The organism is Pseudomonas sp. P135 (assembly GCF_020312125.1).
GTDB lineage: Bacteria > Pseudomonadota > Gammaproteobacteria > Pseudomonadales > Pseudomonadaceae > Aquipseudomonas > Aquipseudomonas fragariae.
In genome coordinates this window covers 150,966-166,315 of the sequence record NZ_JAGPYR010000008.1, presented here as the reverse complement: position 1 = coordinate 166,315, position 15,350 = coordinate 150,966, and the positions used below count along the sequence as shown (strand labels likewise).

16 protein-coding genes and 1 pseudogene are annotated in these 15,350 nt (G+C 59.4%); 10 read left to right on the top strand and 7 right to left on the bottom strand.

The annotated features are described in order from the left end of the window. Positions 1-52 precede the first annotated feature (52 nt). On the top strand, positions 53-1,522 hold the full coding sequence (locus KBY08_RS14815; RefSeq protein WP_096126506.1) for a purine-cytosine permease family protein: 1,470 nt from the start codon (positions 53-55) through the stop codon (positions 1,520-1,522). Beyond that, on the top strand, positions 1,512-2,438 hold the full coding sequence (locus KBY08_RS14810) for a PfkB family carbohydrate kinase (protein WP_111522292.1): 927 nt from the start codon (positions 1,512-1,514) through the stop codon (positions 2,436-2,438). Before KBY08_RS14815 ends, KBY08_RS14810 begins: the two co-directional genes overlap by 11 nt. Positions 2,439-2,547: 109 nt before the next feature. Here the strand turns inward: KBY08_RS14810 and KBY08_RS14805 are convergent, their stop codons facing one another. The 3 genes from KBY08_RS14805 to KBY08_RS14795 all read right to left on the bottom strand — a co-directional run bounded on the left by KBY08_RS14805 (position 2,548) and on the right by KBY08_RS14795 (position 5,462). Further along, positions 2,548-3,843 carry a type II toxin-antitoxin system HipA family toxin gene (locus tag KBY08_RS14805; protein ID WP_103359540.1) on the bottom strand — a complete coding sequence of 432 codons (1,296 nt, stop codon included), beginning with the start codon at positions 3,841-3,843 and terminating at the stop codon, positions 2,548-2,550. Continuing rightward, positions 3,836-4,153 carry a helix-turn-helix domain-containing protein gene (locus KBY08_RS14800; RefSeq protein ID WP_003400813.1) on the bottom strand — a complete coding sequence of 106 codons (318 nt, stop codon included), beginning with the start codon at positions 4,151-4,153 and terminating at the stop codon, positions 3,836-3,838. The genes KBY08_RS14805 and KBY08_RS14800 overlap by 8 nt, the downstream gene beginning before the upstream one ends. Before the next feature lie 103 nt (positions 4,154-4,256). Then, the gene (locus KBY08_RS14795) at positions 4,257-5,462 is read right to left on the bottom strand and encodes an MFS transporter (RefSeq protein WP_111522293.1); all 1,206 of its coding nucleotides are present in this window, start codon (positions 5,460-5,462) and stop codon (positions 4,257-4,259) included. A 110-nt stretch (positions 5,463-5,572) separates the two neighbouring features. Between KBY08_RS14795 and KBY08_RS14790 the strand changes: the two genes are divergently transcribed. The 3 genes from KBY08_RS14790 (at position 5,573) to KBY08_RS14780 (ending at position 9,063) form a co-directional block, all read left to right on the top strand. Beyond that, complete coding sequence (locus KBY08_RS14790) at positions 5,573-6,199, top strand: TetR/AcrR family transcriptional regulator (protein ID WP_111522294.1); 627 nt, start codon at positions 5,573-5,575, stop codon at positions 6,197-6,199. Positions 6,200-6,278: 79 nt separating this feature from the next. Further along, positions 6,279-8,132, top strand: a complete 1,854-nt coding sequence (locus tag KBY08_RS14785; RefSeq protein ID WP_053275460.1) for an ABC transporter ATP-binding protein — start codon at positions 6,279-6,281, stop codon at positions 8,130-8,132. 58 nt (positions 8,133-8,190) lie between these two features. Continuing rightward, positions 8,191-9,063: a LysR family transcriptional regulator gene (locus tag KBY08_RS14780; RefSeq protein WP_032657361.1), complete on the top strand. Its 873-nt coding sequence runs from the start codon at positions 8,191-8,193 to the stop codon at positions 9,061-9,063. Positions 9,064-9,117: 54 nt separating this feature from the next. Here the strand turns inward: KBY08_RS14780 and KBY08_RS14775 are convergent, their stop codons facing one another. From KBY08_RS14775 to KBY08_RS14765, 3 genes are all read right to left on the bottom strand, one after another. Further along, positions 9,118-9,543 (bottom strand): VOC family protein, encoded by a 426-nt coding sequence (locus KBY08_RS14775; RefSeq protein WP_024660034.1) that lies wholly within the window; start codon positions 9,541-9,543, stop codon positions 9,118-9,120. A gap of 178 nt (positions 9,544-9,721) precedes the next feature. Then, complete coding sequence (locus tag KBY08_RS14770; protein ID WP_096134904.1) at positions 9,722-10,591, bottom strand: nickel/cobalt efflux protein RcnA; 870 nt, start codon at positions 10,589-10,591, stop codon at positions 9,722-9,724. 7 nt (positions 10,592-10,598) lie between these two features. Beyond that, positions 10,599-10,892, bottom strand: a complete 294-nt coding sequence (locus KBY08_RS14765) for a metal-sensing transcriptional repressor (protein WP_011268096.1) — start codon at positions 10,890-10,892, stop codon at positions 10,599-10,601. A gap of 163 nt (positions 10,893-11,055) precedes the next feature. Here KBY08_RS14765 and KBY08_RS14760 point away from each other — a divergent pair, with 163 nt between their 5' ends. From KBY08_RS14760 to KBY08_RS14745, 5 genes and pseudogenes are all read left to right on the top strand, one after another. After that, on the top strand, positions 11,056-11,637 hold the full coding sequence (locus KBY08_RS14760) for a TetR/AcrR family transcriptional regulator (protein WP_011268097.1): 582 nt from the start codon (positions 11,056-11,058) through the stop codon (positions 11,635-11,637). A 56-nt stretch (positions 11,638-11,693) separates the two neighbouring features. Further along, positions 11,694-12,796, top strand: a pseudogene (locus KBY08_RS14755) (alkene reductase). Between the two features lie 72 nt (positions 12,797-12,868). Continuing rightward, the gene (locus tag KBY08_RS26410) at positions 12,869-13,003 is read left to right on the top strand and encodes a hypothetical protein (protein WP_003400790.1); all 135 of its coding nucleotides are present in this window, start codon (positions 12,869-12,871) and stop codon (positions 13,001-13,003) included. Beyond that, positions 13,000-13,386, top strand: coding sequence for a nuclear transport factor 2 family protein (locus KBY08_RS14750; protein ID WP_003400789.1), 387 nt, complete (start codon positions 13,000-13,002; stop codon positions 13,384-13,386). Before KBY08_RS26410 ends, KBY08_RS14750 begins: the two co-directional genes overlap by 4 nt. A gap of 61 nt (positions 13,387-13,447) precedes the next feature. Beyond that, complete coding sequence (locus KBY08_RS14745; RefSeq protein ID WP_060401070.1) at positions 13,448-14,104, top strand: NAD(P)H-binding protein; 657 nt, start codon at positions 13,448-13,450, stop codon at positions 14,102-14,104. A 16-nt stretch (positions 14,105-14,120) separates the two neighbouring features. Here the strand turns inward: KBY08_RS14745 and KBY08_RS14740 are convergent, their stop codons facing one another. Then, positions 14,121-15,218: an NADH:flavin oxidoreductase gene (locus KBY08_RS14740; protein WP_111522296.1), complete on the bottom strand. Its 1,098-nt coding sequence runs from the start codon at positions 15,216-15,218 to the stop codon at positions 14,121-14,123. Positions 15,219-15,350: the final 132 nt, after the last annotated feature.

Here is a 15,350-nt window from a genome sequence, read left to right as displayed (position 1 = left end):
ACCTGCTGACGTACTGCCACAACCACAATAAAAGGCAATAGGAGCAACGCAAATGACTACATCGTCCCCCTCTCAAGGTGCGGGTCAGCTGGAAACCCGCGGTATCGAGCCGGTTCCTGAAAACGAATGCAACGGCCACCCGCTGCAGTTGTTCTGGGTCTGGTTCGCCGCCAATATCAGCATCCTCGGCTTGCCGCTCGGTGCCACCCTGGTGGCGTTCCAGGGGCTGGCCATCTGGCAGGCAATTATCGTCGCCATCCTCGGTGCCGCCGGCTCTTTCGCCGTGGTGGGCGTGATCTCCATTGCCGGGCGCCGCGGGCGGGCACCGAGCCTGACGCTGTCCCGGGCCATCTTCGGGGTACGAGGCAATATCGGGCCTACGCTGGTTTCGCTGATGTCGCGTCTGGGCTGGGAAACGGTCAACACCACCACCGCCGCGTTCGTCCTGCTGTCACTGTTCGCGATCCTTTTCGGCACCCCCGTGGAGGCGAAAAACTCGCCTGGCCTGACCCTGGTGTTCATTGCCTTGTTCGTGCTGCTGACCCTGACCGTCTCGGGCCTGGGCCATGCCACCTTGCTGGTCATCCAGAAATGGGCGACTTACCTGTTTGGCGCGCTGAACCTGGTGGTCGGTGGCTTTCTACTCACCCACATCGATTGGAGCCTGGTCTTCGACGCGCCAGCAGCGCCACTGAGTGCCATGATTATTGGCGTTGGCACCATGGCCGCAGGCACCGGTATCGGTTGGGCCAATGCGGGCGCCGACATGTCCCGCTATCAGCACGCCAGCGTCAAGGCCACTCGCCTGGTGGCATCGGCGGCGTTTGGCGCAGGGATCCCCTTGGTCTTGCTGATCACTCTTGGCGGCCTGTTGTCGGTGGGCAACGATCATCTGGCGTCAGCCACCGACCCGATCATCGCCATTCGCGAAATGTTGCCCACCTGGATGGCCGTGCCCTACCTGATCACTGCGTTCGGCGGCCTGCTGTTGTCCAACAACCTGTCGGTCTACTCGGCCGGCCTGACCACCCTGACCCTCGGCCTGAAGGTCAAGCGAGTACACGCAGTCATCGTCGATATCATCGCGATCTTTGCCGGTTCGATCTATTTCATGTTGATCGCCGACAGCTTCTACGGCCCCTTCATTACGTTCATCTCGATGTTGGCAGTGCCCATTACCGCGTGGGTCGGCATCTTTGTCGTCGACCTGCTGCACCGCCACATCTACTCCCCAAAAGACCTGCTGGACCAGACCCCACGCAGCGCTTACTGGTATCGCGGCGGCGTCGAATGGCGCGCGCTGGGCTCGTGGGCATTAGCAATCGTGCTTGGCTTCAGCTTCACCACCGTGGCCACCACCCCGGAGCATGTGCTGTTCAAAGGCTTCCTCGCCGATTCCTGGCTGGGTCATAACGGCCTGGGCTGGATCGTGACCTTCATTGTCGCCGGTGGCCTGTATGCGCTGCTCGGCGGGGCGCGTGATCGCCGTGTCGTTACCGAAGAGGCTGCCCATGCCCGCTAAATTGTTCTACACCGGCCAGGTCGTGGTTGACTTGGTGATGGCCATCGACCGCCTGCCGCCGTCGGGCGGAGACGTGTTGGCTACCAGCGCTACGTTCGAGGCCGGAGGCGGTTTCAATGTCATGGCCGCTGCGTGCCGCAATGGCTTGCGCACCGTTTACCTGGGTCGCCATGGCCAGGGCCGCTTCGGCGACATTGCTCGCCAGGCCATGCGCGACGAAGGTGTGGAAATTTCTACGATGCCCGTTTCCGGTGAGGACACCGGCCTGGCCGTTGCCCTGGTAGAAGCCTCGGCCGAGCGCTCGTTCATCTCCTATGTGGGCGCTGAAGGTGGCTTGTCTGCCGAGGATCTGCATGGCGTGCAGGTCAGCGCCGAAGATTATGTATTTGTCAGCGGCTACAGCCTGGCCCACAAAAACAAGGTTACAGCCCTGCTCGCCTGGCTGGGCGGATTGCCCAGCGGCACTGCCGTGGTATTCGACCCAGGCCCATTGGTTGATGCGCTTTATGGCGTCGAGATGCGCGCCGTACTTCCCCTGATCAGCTTATGGTCCAGCAACCGCGAAGAAGCCCTGCGCTTCACGCAAACCCAGACGCCCGCCGACGCGCTCCACAGCCTGGCTTCCACTCTGCGCGAAGATGCGCTCATAGTGATTCGTGATGGCCCCGCAGGCTGCTGGATCCACCATGCTGGACAGACGCGGCTCATACCCGGCTTTGCCGTCACGGCAATCGACTCCAATGGAGCCGGCGACGCTCATGCCGGTGTGCTGCTGGCCGAGTTGGCCAGGGGCAGCAGCGTCGACCGCGCAGCGCTGCGCGCCAATGCGGCAGCAGCAATCGCGGTCACCCGCCGGGGGCCGGCAACGGCGCCTGGCCGTGAGGAGGTAGATGCGCTGGTGGGGGCCGATTTTTAGGCTGGCTTGAGCCGCGCTACACCGTGATGAAGGTAATGACAGGGCAACTTTGCGGATGCTCAAAGTCTTGCGCACGGCCCTGAGCGCTCGAAGCATACGGCAGCATCGTTTATGAGAATCGCCCGTGACCGCCGTCGGCCTGACTGTGGTGTAACCGGGCTACGTTCTGATCAATGCGGCTTTGGATCATGCGCAGGGTGTCTCGAGTAATAACCTGCGGGCACAGGTTCTCGGCGATGGCTGTAAACCGGCTCGCTACATCACACATGCCGTCAATCACTCCGGTTGCAGCGTCCGGGGACATCTCGGCTTCCTCGGCAAGCCGAAGCATTTGCGCACGGGAAATCTCCAGCGCCTCTCCCATCACGTCCATCTGATGGTATCCGCTTGGCCCCTCGCAGAAGGTTACGTCGTAAGCCGGCGACAGTTTCCACTGCCCGTCCTGCGACATGATGTAGGCGAAGTTCTTGGGATGATCGTCTCGGTTGTTGAACGCCACGTTAAAAACGGCACGTTCGAACGCGCGTGCCATCTCTCGTACATCGTTGGTACACATCTGTGTTGCCCGCAAAAAGTTGACGTAGTCCAACACACCCGGAGACTGGTAATTTGCCCCCGTAAAGGCGGCCAGGCTTTGCATGGGTATACGTAGACCCTCGCGGCGGTCAAATCGCTTACTGGCAAACGCTGCCAGGCCATCAGGCAGATTGAAGTACTGGGTGTCAGGGGTCTCGATACCGCACATGCGCAGGCACTCGGCGTAGACCATTTCGATGGCGCACACTTCTGCATGCTCTTCTTTGGCCGGAAACTTGATCAACCATGCTTCAAAGCCCGGCGTAGCCGCAGTGGTAAACCCGCCAGTTTCAGGATCGCGATAGACGAGAGCCTTGGGCCTTGCACCTTGAGGCGAGCCACCCACCAGCAGCAATGCCTGCAGGAACTCGCCACCGTTTCCATGCAGTACTTGCTTCACGTCGGCGGCGAGCTGTTCCAGCGGGATGTGGACGTCAGATTCCTGCCCTTCGGGCGCCACGGGCTCAAACGACATGGCGCCCATTGCACTGCTACCGATATAGGCCAGCCGCTCCAGAGGGCCGATGCGCGCGGTGGTGAGCCCGCGGCGCCTGAAAAGACGGTCCATCAACAACATGCCCCATCCATCCGGCAACGAGTCGTAAACAGGCCCTGGCAAGTACAGCTGATGGTCCGGGAAGTCTCGACGCAACCTGTCCCCCTCCAGGGGCAGCGTATAGGAGGACAATTCCAGGCCCCTTTGTCTGGCTTCATTGCTGTATTCGAACACGATCAGCGGGCGACCGGTCAAAGCGGTCGTCGAGACCAGCGTGCCCCACTGCCATCGCTCACCCCAGCCCTCGTAGAAGACGTTAACCTGCTCAAGCATCGCCGGACTTCCTCTTTGTACGGAGACGATTGGCGCTGTTTTCGTAGCGCCGAATGTCTTCGATGCTGTCCAGCTTTGGCAGAAACAGGCCTTCGAGTTCCTTCGTCCGGCCAAGAGCCATAGCCACCCGAACGACGTTCTCGAATCCGACATTGCGTCCGGCTTCGAGGTTGGAGACCGTGTTTGTGCCGATGCCGGCACGCCCGGCGAGGTCGGCTTGTGTCATATTCAGCGCCAGTCGCTCTGTGCGCAGGCGCTCGCAAAGGCGCTTGACGATCTCACTAGGCTTGCTGAAGCTTAAATCCAACATAATGTGTATAAAGCTCGATTCAGCCATTTAATTCACAAAATTATAGAATTAACCCCCTGCATCAGCAAGCAGCTTGACGTCCATATTCCGGGTCTTGATCAGATCACCCAGCCAAAACATGTTCCCGGTCCAGCCGGCTGCCCCGTGCAAAACCATGAGCACCTGCGCGCAGTGCGATCAACAGGCTCAGCAATAACAGCATCAACAAGACCCAGGGAAAGGAACCTGCTCCCCATTGGCCAAGCAACACGCCACCCAGTAACCCGCCGCCTGCGATGGCGCTGTTCCAGACCACGACGTTCATCGAAAGCGCCACGTCTGCGCCCTCGCCTGCCGCATCGGCGAGCGCAGTTTGCAGCAACGTGGCGGCGCCACCGAAGGTCAGCCCCCAGATAAAAGCGCCGATGTAAATGGCCGGTGCAGAGCCGGAAAACACGCCGAAGAACACTGACACGGCTGCGAAGGTTGCCAGACTGGCAAGTACTGTCTTGCGCAGATGGCGATCAACCAGCCGTCCCGTTACCCAGATGCCTGCCAGCGCGGCGACACCGAATGCCAGCAATACCAGGTCCACATCATTCGCCAGCCCCGCCGCGGAAACGAAGGGAGCAACGTAGGTGTAAAGCAGGTTATGCGCCAGCATCCAGGTGAAGACCACGCCCAGCACCGAGCGTACGCCGGGCGTGAAAAAGACCTGACGCAACGCCATGCGCTGTGAGGAAGACTTGCCCGGATAGTCCGGCACCTTGACCAGCACCCAGATGATCAACAGCACGGTCATCCCGGACATCAAGCCAAACGCCATGCGCCAGCCCATGAACCCGCCGAGCCAGGTGCCCAGAGGCACGCCCAGTGACAAGGCAATGGGCGTGCCGACCATCGCCACGGCCAGTGCGCGGCCTTGCAGTTGCGGGACCACCATGCGCCGTGCGTAACCGGCAATGAGGCTCCAGGCCAGACCCGCCGAGACGCCGGCGAAAAACCTTGCGATCAGGGTCAGTCCGTAACTGGACGACAACGCGGTGACGCTGTTGAAAACCAGAAAGCCGATAATCGTCACCAGCAAGACCGTTCTGCGCCGCCAGCTTTGCGTCGCGATCGTCAGTGGAATGGCGGCCAGCAATGAACCCAGCGCATAAACAGTCACCATCTGCCCGGCAAACGATGCGGACACGTCCAGCCCATCGGCGATCTGCGGCAACAAACCCGCAGGCAAGGTCTCGGTGACGATGCAGATGAACCCCGTCATTGCCAGCGCCAGCAACGCCCCCAGAGGGAGTGTTTCGCCCTGCTTCTCATCTGTAGTCATTGAAAAACCCTCACTAATATACTGATCGGTACAAATATAGGCAGATGAAGTCAGGTGGTCAATGACTTATGTATCGATTAGTATTTAATTAATTCCGAAGGAGACTCGATATGGCACAGCTGGGGCGTCCGCGTACATTTGACCGTGATGTAGCGATCACTCAGGCGCTGCATCTGTTTTGGGAGCACGGCTACGACGCAACTTCCCTCAGCCAGCTCAAGGCAACCATCGGTGGCGGCATCACGGCACCGAGCTTCTACGCAGCGTTTGGCTCTAAACAGGCCCTGTTCAATGAAGTGATGGAGCGTTACCTCGACACCTACGGCCGGGTCACCGACAGCCTGTTCGATACGAACCTGCCGCCCCGAGACGCGATTGAACTCACCCTCCGTCGCTCAGCGAAAATGCAGTGCGAGCCAGGGCATCCGACAGGGTGCCTGGTGGCGTTAGGGCTGATGAGCGCCTGCTCGGACGAGAGCAAGGCCATTTCCGAACCTCTTGCGCGCGCCAGGGATCTGAACCGCAGCGGTATCGTGGCCTGTATTCAGCGCGCCGTTGCGGCAGGCGAGTTGCCTGCAACGGTAATACCGGAAACGCTCGCGGCCGTGTTTGACAGTTTTCTTCTGGGCTTGTCTACACTGGCGCGCGACGGTGTCCCACATGCCACACTGGACGCTGCAGTGACCGAGGTGATGAGGCTGTGGGACAGCCTGGGCAATGGCGCCGACAAACATTGACCCTGAAGCTCAATCTGGAAGAGGTTCGGGAGGCGTCGACGACGCCAGACTCTTTGCACTGATTTTTTTGGAGAACACCATGCTTCGCGCGTTTGAAAAATGGCTTGACCCGTTCCCGCCTGACGAGGTGCCGCCGCCACCTGACGGTCTGGCACGGTTTCTGTGGGCCTGCACGCGAGGGGCACGCGGTTACATCCTTGCGTTTGCGCTGCTGTGCGCCGGTGTGTCGATTTACGAAGCCTGGCTGTTTTCCTTCCTCGGGCAGGTCGTGGATCTGCTGTCCACCTGGAAGGCTGGCGGCGACACGGCCGCGCAGGAAAGTAGCGTGCTGTGGGGCATTGGCCTGGTATTGCTGAGCAGCATCGTGCTGGTGGCGTTGCGCACAATGGTGCAGCACCAGGTATTGGCGATCAACCTGCCCCTGCGGCTGCGTTGGGACTTCCATCGATTGATGTTGCGGCAAAGCCTGTCTTTCTTCTCCGATGAGTTCTCCGGCCGCGTCACCACCAAGGTGATGCAGACAGCGCTGTCAGTGCGCGAGGTGCTGTTCACCATCGTCGAAATCGTCCTCGGTATCGGCGTCTACTTCATCGCGATCATCGCCCTGGCCGGCGGCTTCGACCTGAAACTGATGCTGCCTTTCCTTGGCTGGCTGATGCTGTTCGGCCTGGCCATGCTGTACTTCGTGCCACGCTTGGGCAAGGTCGGCCAGGAGCAGGCCAACGCACGCTCGTCGATGACCGGACGTGTCTCGGACGCGTACACCAACATCACCACGGTAAAGCTGTTCTCCCACTCCAAGCGTGAAGCGCATTTCGCGCGCGCAGCGATGGAGGACTTCAAGCTCACGGGCCTGGCCCAGATGCGTCTGGTCAGCCAGTTCGAGATCGTCAATCAGGCACTGGTGGTCGCGCTGATCATGGGTGCAGGCGGTTACGCCCTGTGGCTGTGGCACCAGGGCCAGATCGGCACCGGTGCGGTCGCGGCGATCACCGCTATGGCGTTGCGCATCAATGGCATGTCGCACTGGATCATGTGGCAGATGACCTCGTTGTTCGAGAACATCGGCACCGTCCAGGACGGCATGGAAACCTTGACCCGCGGTCCCAAGGTTGAGGATGCGCCGGATGCGAAGGCTCTGGTCACCCGCGGTGGCGCGGTCACCTTCGATAACGTGAGCTTCAATTACAACGGCGAACGCCAGGTGCTCGATGCCCTGAGCCTGAGCATTCGTCCAGGTGAAAAAATCGGCCTGGTGGGTCGCTCCGGCGCTGGCAAATCCACCCTCATCAACCTGCTGCTGCGCTTTTATGATGTGGACAAGGGGTCAATCAGCATTGATGGGCAGGACATTGCGCACGTCACTCAAGACAGCTTGCGCAGTGCCATCGGCATGGTCACGCAGGACACCTCGTTGCTGCACCGCTCCATTCGCGACAACATCGCCTACGGACGCCCCGACGCGACTGATGAGCAAATCCGCAGCGCCGCAGCCAGTGCACAAGCCGATGGGTTCATCAGCCAACTGAGTGACAAGCAAGGCCATAGTGGCTACGACACGCTGGTCGGTGAGCGCGGTATCAAGCTGTCGGGCGGCCAGCGCCAACGCGTTGCCATCGCCCGGGTGATGCTCAAGAACGCCCCGATCCTGCTGCTCGACGAAGCCACCAGCGCGCTGGACTCGGAAGTCGAGGTGGCGATCCAGGAAAGCCTCGATGATATGATGCAGGGCAAAACGGTGATTGCCATCGCTCACCGCCTGTCCACGATTGCCGCCATGGACCGGCTGATTGTCATGGATGACGGCCGCATCATCGAACAAGGCACCCACGCCGAACTGCTGGGCAAAAACGGCACCTATGCGCGGCTGTGGCAGCACCAGAGCGGCGGGTTTCTCGGTGAGGATCAAGGTGTGGCCGAGGACATGGGATAGGCAGCAACAACAAAATAAACAAATGTGCTTTCAGTAAAAATACAATTATTCTTTGCCGATGATCAAAGAACTGAAAACGTTTATTGCCGTGGCGAGAGAAGGCACGTTTGCTGCGGCCGGCAGCAAGATCGGGCTCACCCAGGCCGCTGTCAGTGCGCAGATGCAGCGCCTTGAAGCAGAACTGGGCGTCGAACTGTTCGACCGAAAAGGACGTTCAGCCCAGCTCAACCGCATGGGGCAGCAGGTGTTGCTGCAAGGTCAGGACCTGGTGCGCCAGTTCAGCAGCCTGGGCACTACTACGGTCGGGCTACCCGCCAGCGTACTGGTGACCATCGGCGCAATTGCCTCTGTGCAACGCTCCTTTCTGCCGGAAGCGCTCGCTCGGTTTCATCAGCAATTCCCCGCATGCAGGACGCGTGTCATCCCCGGCCTGTCCATGGACCTGGTCAATCAGGTGGACGCTGGCGAGATCGACATGGCAGCGATCATCCGCCCGCCCTTCTCGCTGCAAAGCGACCTGCGCTGGACGACGCTGGTCCGTGAGCCCTATCGCCTTATCGTGCCTGCCGACATGCCGGGGGATGACTGGGCCGAGCTGGTTTCGGCTCATCCATTCATTCGTTACGATCGATCGTCGTTCGGTGGCCGACAGGTTGACCGGTTCCTGCGCCAGACCCATGTCTCGCTGCGCGAAGTCTGCGAGCTCGATGAACTGGATGCGATCATCAAACTGGTCGCCAATGGTGTTGGCGTAGCGTTGGTTCCGGAAACGGCAACCCTGCAGACATGGCACGCCGGTGTGCGCTCTGTCGACTTGAAAGCGCATACGTTCCATCGCGATATCGGGCTGGTACATCGCGCTCGCCGCAGCCTGACCGAACCGGTGAGCGCGCTGGTGCAACTGATTAACGACCACGCTCTGACTCGTTAGCGCTGCGCCTGCTCAAGCAGGCCTGGCGCAACGTGGTGCGCGCCAGGCCTTTTACTATTTTGCGAACAGCTGACTCATGTCCTTGAACGCCTTGAACTCAAGCGCATTACCGCAGGGATCGAAAAGGAACATGGTGGCCTGCTCACCCACCTGCCCCTTGAAGCGAATGTAGGGTTCGATGACGAACTCGGTACCGAAGGATTTCAAGCGCTCGGCCAAAGCTTCCCACTGGGCCCATTCCAGAATGATGCCGAAGTGCGGAACCGGCACGTCGTGGCCGTCTACCGGGTTGCTGTGCACGCTCTCTTGAGAGGCGGTTTTAGGGTGTTCATGGATCACCAACTGATGCCCGTAGAAATCGAAGTCGACCCATTGGGCGCTGGAGCGCCCTTCGGAAAGACCAAACACTTCACCGTAAAAGGTACGTGTCGCGGCCAGGTCATAAACCGGAATTGCAAGGTGGAAAGGAGAAAGACTCATCAGGACTCCGATTGCAGCTCTTGGTGGCGTGTGAAGCCGGGCGGCTTGATCACTGCCCGGCGACTTGTTCAAGTTCCACTCATGCTAAAGCCGGGCGATACCAATAAAAATCAATATATATTTTCAAGAAACACAAATTATTTTTGTGACAGCCGCCACGCCCAAGCATCAGGCCAGCTCACGAGTACAGGCCGATCCAGCCGTTGATTCCTACATACATCCCGACACAAATAATCAGGACGCTGGACAGGTAAGGGGCGCGTCGAGCGGCGGCACTGAGCCAGGGGAAACGATTCGAGACTCTTCGCGCACCGATGGCGGCGGCCGCACCAACGGTGACCAACGTGATGGCAAGTCCCACGCTGAAACAGATCACCATCATCGCGCCCAGCGTGACCTGCTGCACCTGCAGGCACAGCAGCAGCACGGTGATGGCTGCTGGGCAAGGGATAAGCCCCCCGGTCAAGCCGAACATCAGGATCTGGCCATTGCTGACCTCTCGATGGGTGAAGCGCTTGCGGATGTCGTCGGCATGGGCCTTTTCATGGGCATCCTGGTAGCCCTCGGCGCTCAGGCTCAAGCCGCCCAGATCGCTGTGGTCATGGCTGTGACCGTGCTCATGCTCTTTGAAGTCAATGTCGTGCTCATGGCCATGGCCTGTATGCCCGTGACTGAGCCGGGCACTTTCGAACTTATACAGCTGCTCGCCACGCCAGGTGCGCCACAGCATCCACAGCGCGATGGCGATGATCACGGCAGACGACGCGAGCTGAAAATAAGGCTCCGTGGTTTCAGCATCCAGCCCCTGCCCCAGATACATCCCGCCGATGGCCACCAGCCAGACAACGGCGGTGTGCGAGACGGTAGCGGCGACGCCGAGCATCACGGCCTGTTTCAAGGAGCCACGAATGGCCACGATGAACGCCGCCATCATGGTTTTCGAATGCCCGGGCTCCAGCCCGTGCAACGCGCCCAGCAGAATGGCACTGGGGAAATACAGCCAGGCATGCGAACCACCTTGCTGCAACAGCTCGACGAAATTCGGCATGCGAGACCTAAAGGTATTTGGTGATTTGCTTGAAGGCTTCCAGCGGTGCCCGCTCACCCTTGGCGAGTGAACCTAGCGTGTCTTCGAGGCAGTGATCGATATGATCCTGAATCAACGTGCGCTTGGCCTGGCACACCGCTTTCTCGACCGCGTGCAGCTGCTGGGCGATGTCCACACACTCGCGCCCTTCTTCGATCATGGTGATGATGCTGCGCAAATGACCGTCGGCCCGTTTCAGGCGCTTGATGACAGCTTCGTGGGACTGGTGCGTATGGCCGTGGGGATGGTCGTGGTCACTCATGGCTTGAGTTCCAGTCTGGATAATTCAGACCGGCACTGTATCCCCCCAGGGGGGATAGAGTCAAAGCCTATGCGGTATACATTTGCTGAGGTTTTTTTGCGCAAGCATATCCAGAAGAACTTACTAGACGACTGGTCGGTTTACGTTTAGGATGCTCGGCATTATGAAGAAACCAGCTCAGGACATGCGACAGCACATCATTGATGTGGCCCGCTCGCTCATGACGAACAAAGGCTATACCGCCGTCGGCCTCGCAGAGGTGTTAAGCACGGCTGGTGTACCCAAAGGTTCGTTCTATTACTACTTCAAATCGAAGGAAGAATTCGGTCAGGCGCTGCTGGAAGAGTATTTTTCCGAGTACCTGGGTCGAGTCGACGCCCTCATGGCACGCCCCGGAAGCGGCGCCGAGCGGTTACTGGCCTACTTCAACTATTGGATAGAAACCCAGGGCACCGACTTTCCCGAAGGCAAGTGCCTGGTCGTCAAGCTGGGGGCGGAAGTCTGCGATTTGTCTGAAGACATGCGTGGCGTGCTCGAGGTCGGCACAGCAAAAATCATCAAACGCATCACTGCCTGTGTCGACATGGGTGTCGCCGACGACAGCATTCATCCCGAGGGCGATCATGAAGGATTCGCAGAATCCCTCTATCAGCTCTGGCTTGGCGCTTCCCTTCTGGCGAAGGTGAACAAGTCCACCGAATCTTTCGAAAAAGCACTGACCATGACCAAACGCCTGCTGCGGTAGCGGGCATTTTTTTTGTCTTTTTAAGTAGACGACTGGTCTACTATATGGAGTATTTGATGCATGATCCCCGTACAACTACCGACCTGTTTTCCCCCGTCACCCTGGGCTCCATGGAGCTGGCGAACCGTATTGTGATGGCACCGGTAACACGCAGCCGCTATGGCGAGGATGGTGTTCCCAATGAACTGCACGCAACTTACTACGCACAACGCGCTACGGCAGGGCTGATCGTCGCCGAGGCGACAAACATTTCCGCTCAGGGTCGAGGCTATGCCGCGACCCCGGGAATCTGGAGTGAGCAACAGGTCGCAGGTTGGCGCCTGGTGACCGACGCTGTGCATGCAGCAGGAGGCAAGATTGTCAGCCAGCTATGGCACGTGGGGCGATTTTCCAGTGTCGACCTGCAACCCAACGGCGAGGCACCGGTAGCGCCCTCCGCCATCAAGGCCGAGGGCAATACCTACACCGCCGACGGTTTTGTACCTGTCTCCATGCCGCGCGCACTGGAAACCGGCGAATCCCCGGCGTCATCGAGCAATACAAACACGCCGCAGAGAACGCCAAAAGGGCCGGTTTTGATGGCGTTGAAGTCCATTCGGCCAACAGTTACCTGCTGGACCAGTTTCTGCGCGATTCGACCAATCAGCGCACCGACCAGTATGGCGGTTCGATAGAAAACCGCGCTCGCCTGACGCTGGAAGTCACCCAGGCCATCGTGGATATCTGGGGCAGTGACCGCGTGGGTATTCGCTTGTCGCCCGTGACCCCCGACGCCGGTAATACGGCGCCCGACAGCAACGTCATGGGCCTTCATGGCTACCTGATCCAGCAACTGAACACATTCAATCTGGCCTATCTGCACTTTGTCGAAGGCGCCACTGCCACCTCCCGTGAAGTGCCGGAGGGTGTCGACATGGATGCCCTGAGCGCCGGGTTCAACGGTCCGTTCATTGGCAATAACAACTATGACCTGAAGATGGCGATCGAGCGTCGGGCGCAGGGCAAGATCGACGCCGTGGCTTTCGGCCGCTTGTTCATATCCAACCCCGACCTCGTCGCCCGCCTGCGCCATGGTGCCGAGCTGACCATTGCACCACGTGAGTCGTACTACGGCGGCGGTGCCAAAGGCTATATCGACTGGCCAATGGGCAAGTACTAAGCCACTGCCGGCCTCCTCCCCTTCATCAATTCCCAGGATCCCGGAAATACCGCGACAAAGGAAAAACACCACATGAATTATCTCGACAAGAAAACCGTAATCGTCACCGGCGCAGCAACAGCCAAAGCGCTTAACGAGATGGCCATTGCGCCTGAAGATATCAGCCGCGCAGTGGTCAGTTCCCAATCCAGGAGTAACACCCCATGAGCAAGAACATCAAAGCCGTCCCGACCACCGATTACAACGCAGTTATCGCAACGGCCGGCAAGTACGTAGAAGGCTTGCGTACAGGCAGCGTTGCCACTATCGAGGAAGCCTTTCATAAAGATGCGGTGATGTATGGTTTCACCAATGGTCAACTGCTGGGTGGACCGATCAGTAACCTGTACACCTTCGTCGAAACCAATGGTACCGCTCCAGACATCACAACGCGCCTGGACGTCCTTGCCATTACGCCCACCACGGCAGTGGTCCGGGTCGATATGGAAAAGGATGCTATTGGTGCGGACTACAACGACTACCTGACGCTGATCAAAATCGACGACAGCTGGAAAGTGATTGCCAAGGTCTACCATCAATTCGAAGGTTAACGTGGCTGGAATGCGCCGATATTGCTGAGCGTCGGCGCACGGCCAACCAGAGGAAGATTTCATGTCAAAAGTTTTTGTCATCGGCGCAGCCGGAAAGGTCGGCCAGCGCCTTCTGAAAAACCTTGGCGGCGGCGCTCATGAAGTGATCGCACTGCACCGTAAAGAACAACAGTCAGCGGCAATCAAAGCGACTGGCGCCATACCATTGCTCGGCAACCTCACCGATCTGGACGCTTCGCGATTGGCCGCTGCGATGACAGGCAGCGATGTCGTGGTTTTCACCGCCGGGGCTGGCGGCGCGGGCATTGAGCTGACCAATGCCATTGATGGCAAGGGCCTGGAAACCGCTGTTGATGCAGCCGTGCTTGCCGGGGTCAATCGCTTCCTGTTGGTGTCGGCATTTCCTGAAGCAGCACGCGGCACGGACACCTCCGCTGGCTTCGAGAATTACATGCGGGTGAAAAAACAAGCCGATGTGTATCTGGCCTCTTCCGCACTGGACTGGGTGATTCTCAGGCCAGGCACCCTGGTCGACAACCCGGGGACCGGTGAAGTCTGCGCAGGTCCGGCTATCGCATATGGCGAAGTACCGCGCGATGACGTAGCCGCGTTCCTGGCTGCACTGGTCGATCGACCCGGGATATCCCGCCAGATCATCGAACTGACTAAGGGCGCAACACCTATCAACGAGGCATTGCGCACGCTCAGCCAGCGCTGATGTTCGTCACAAACGACTAGACCAGCTCACTGTCCTTGATGTTGGCAATCGGCCCGAGAATGGCTGGATCGAAGTCGCGCAGTGGCGCGCCCTGACGCAACAACTCTGGCAGGTCCGGATTGGCCAGCGCACCCTTGCCCACTGCGATGATGTCCGCACCCTGGCGAAGCACCTGGTCGGCTTTTTGCGGATCGTGCAGGCCGCCATTGGCGATCAGCGCAACATCCGGCGCGTAGCGACGGGCCAGTTCGACCAGGCTGGCTTCACCCTGGGTAAAAGCCGGCTGCCATGCTTCATGTTCGGTCACATGGATGTAATCGACGCCGGCATCGGCCAGCGCATCGAAAATGATTTCGGCATCGCTCTCGCCCCCCGCCCATTTGTGCTGAAAGTCGTTGACCTTGCCTTGTGAAAGACGCACGCCCACCGGTGCCTGCCCGGCGACTTTTTTCACTGCGGCGATGACCTCGAGCGTCAGTCGCAGGCGCTGTCCGACCTCACCGCCCCACTGATCGGTGCGCTGATTGCTGTAGTCGGTCAGAAACTGATCCAGCAGGTAGCCGTTCGCACCATGTATCTCGACACCGTCAAAGCCTGCAGTGCCGATAGCCAGTTGCGCCGCGCGGGCGAACCCGTCAATGGCCTCGGCAATATCCTTGTCACTCATCGCTCGCGGAACCCGGTAGCTGCCCGCGCCGTAATAGAACGCCATCTGTTCGCCCTTGGGACGAATGGCCGAAGGGCCCGCCGACTCGCTGACGAAGCGATTGGCCTGGCTGAGTGCGCCGGCGTGCATGAGCTGCGCAATCATGACACTGCCATGCCGGTGCACAGCATCGGTCGTGGCACGCCATGCCTGCGCCTGCTCGTCATCAGTGAGCCCGGGCTGGAAGCGGTAGCCCTGGGAAAAACGGCGATCGGTGTAGTTGCCCTCGGTGATGATCAGGCCAAAACCGCCCTTGGCGAACCGCTCGTAATAGCGCGTCATGGCCTGCGTTGCACTGCCCTGCTCGTCCGCGCTCACGCGTGTCATGGGCGCCACCGCAAACCTGTTCTTCAGTTTCAGATGACCTCTGTCGAACGGGGCTGTAACGTGTTTGTGTGTCTCGCTCATGCTTCAAATCCTCACTGTGCAGACCGGCTGCGGATTGCCCGCAGTCATTGACAGAACCTGCAGTAACGGTAAGGGCTGGCGCAGCCCATTGGAACCCGGCCGTGCAGATAAGGCGCTTTAACGAAAATGGAT

Coding starts and splice junctions, on each gene's coding strand:
- KBY08_RS14740 (WP_111522296.1), bottom strand. CDS start 15,218: ATGAGCGAGACACACAAACACGTTACAGCCCCGTTCGACAGAGGTCAT.
- KBY08_RS14810 (WP_111522292.1), top strand. CDS start 1,512: ATGCCCGCTAAATTGTTCTACACCGGCCAGGTCGTGGTTGACTTGGTG.
- KBY08_RS14800 (WP_003400813.1), bottom strand. CDS start 4,153: ATGTTGGATTTAAGCTTCAGCAAGCCTAGTGAGATCGTCAAGCGCCTT.
- KBY08_RS14815 (WP_096126506.1), top strand. CDS start 53: ATGACTACATCGTCCCCCTCTCAAGGTGCGGGTCAGCTGGAAACCCGC.
- KBY08_RS14765 (WP_011268096.1), bottom strand. CDS start 10,892: ATGAGTGACCACGACCATCCCCACGGCCATACGCACCAGTCCCACGAA.
- KBY08_RS14790 (WP_111522294.1), top strand. CDS start 5,573: ATGGCACAGCTGGGGCGTCCGCGTACATTTGACCGTGATGTAGCGATC.
- KBY08_RS14760 (WP_011268097.1), top strand. CDS start 11,056: ATGAAGAAACCAGCTCAGGACATGCGACAGCACATCATTGATGTGGCC.
- KBY08_RS14805 (WP_103359540.1), bottom strand. CDS start 3,843: ATGCTTGAGCAGGTTAACGTCTTCTACGAGGGCTGGGGTGAGCGATGG.
- KBY08_RS14750 (WP_003400789.1), top strand. CDS start 13,000: ATGAGCAAGAACATCAAAGCCGTCCCGACCACCGATTACAACGCAGTT.
- KBY08_RS14770 (WP_096134904.1), bottom strand. CDS start 10,591: ATGCCGAATTTCGTCGAGCTGTTGCAGCAAGGTGGTTCGCATGCCTGG.
- KBY08_RS14780 (WP_032657361.1), top strand. CDS start 8,191: ATGATCAAAGAACTGAAAACGTTTATTGCCGTGGCGAGAGAAGGCACG.
- KBY08_RS14795 (WP_111522293.1), bottom strand. CDS start 5,462: ATGACTACAGATGAGAAGCAGGGCGAAACACTCCCTCTGGGGGCGTTG.
- KBY08_RS14745 (WP_060401070.1), top strand. CDS start 13,448: ATGTCAAAAGTTTTTGTCATCGGCGCAGCCGGAAAGGTCGGCCAGCGC.
- KBY08_RS26410 (WP_003400790.1), top strand. CDS start 12,869: ATGAATTATCTCGACAAGAAAACCGTAATCGTCACCGGCGCAGCAACA.
- KBY08_RS14775 (WP_024660034.1), bottom strand. CDS start 9,543: ATGAGTCTTTCTCCTTTCCACCTTGCAATTCCGGTTTATGACCTGGCC.
- KBY08_RS14785 (WP_053275460.1), top strand. CDS start 6,279: ATGCTTCGCGCGTTTGAAAAATGGCTTGACCCGTTCCCGCCTGACGAG.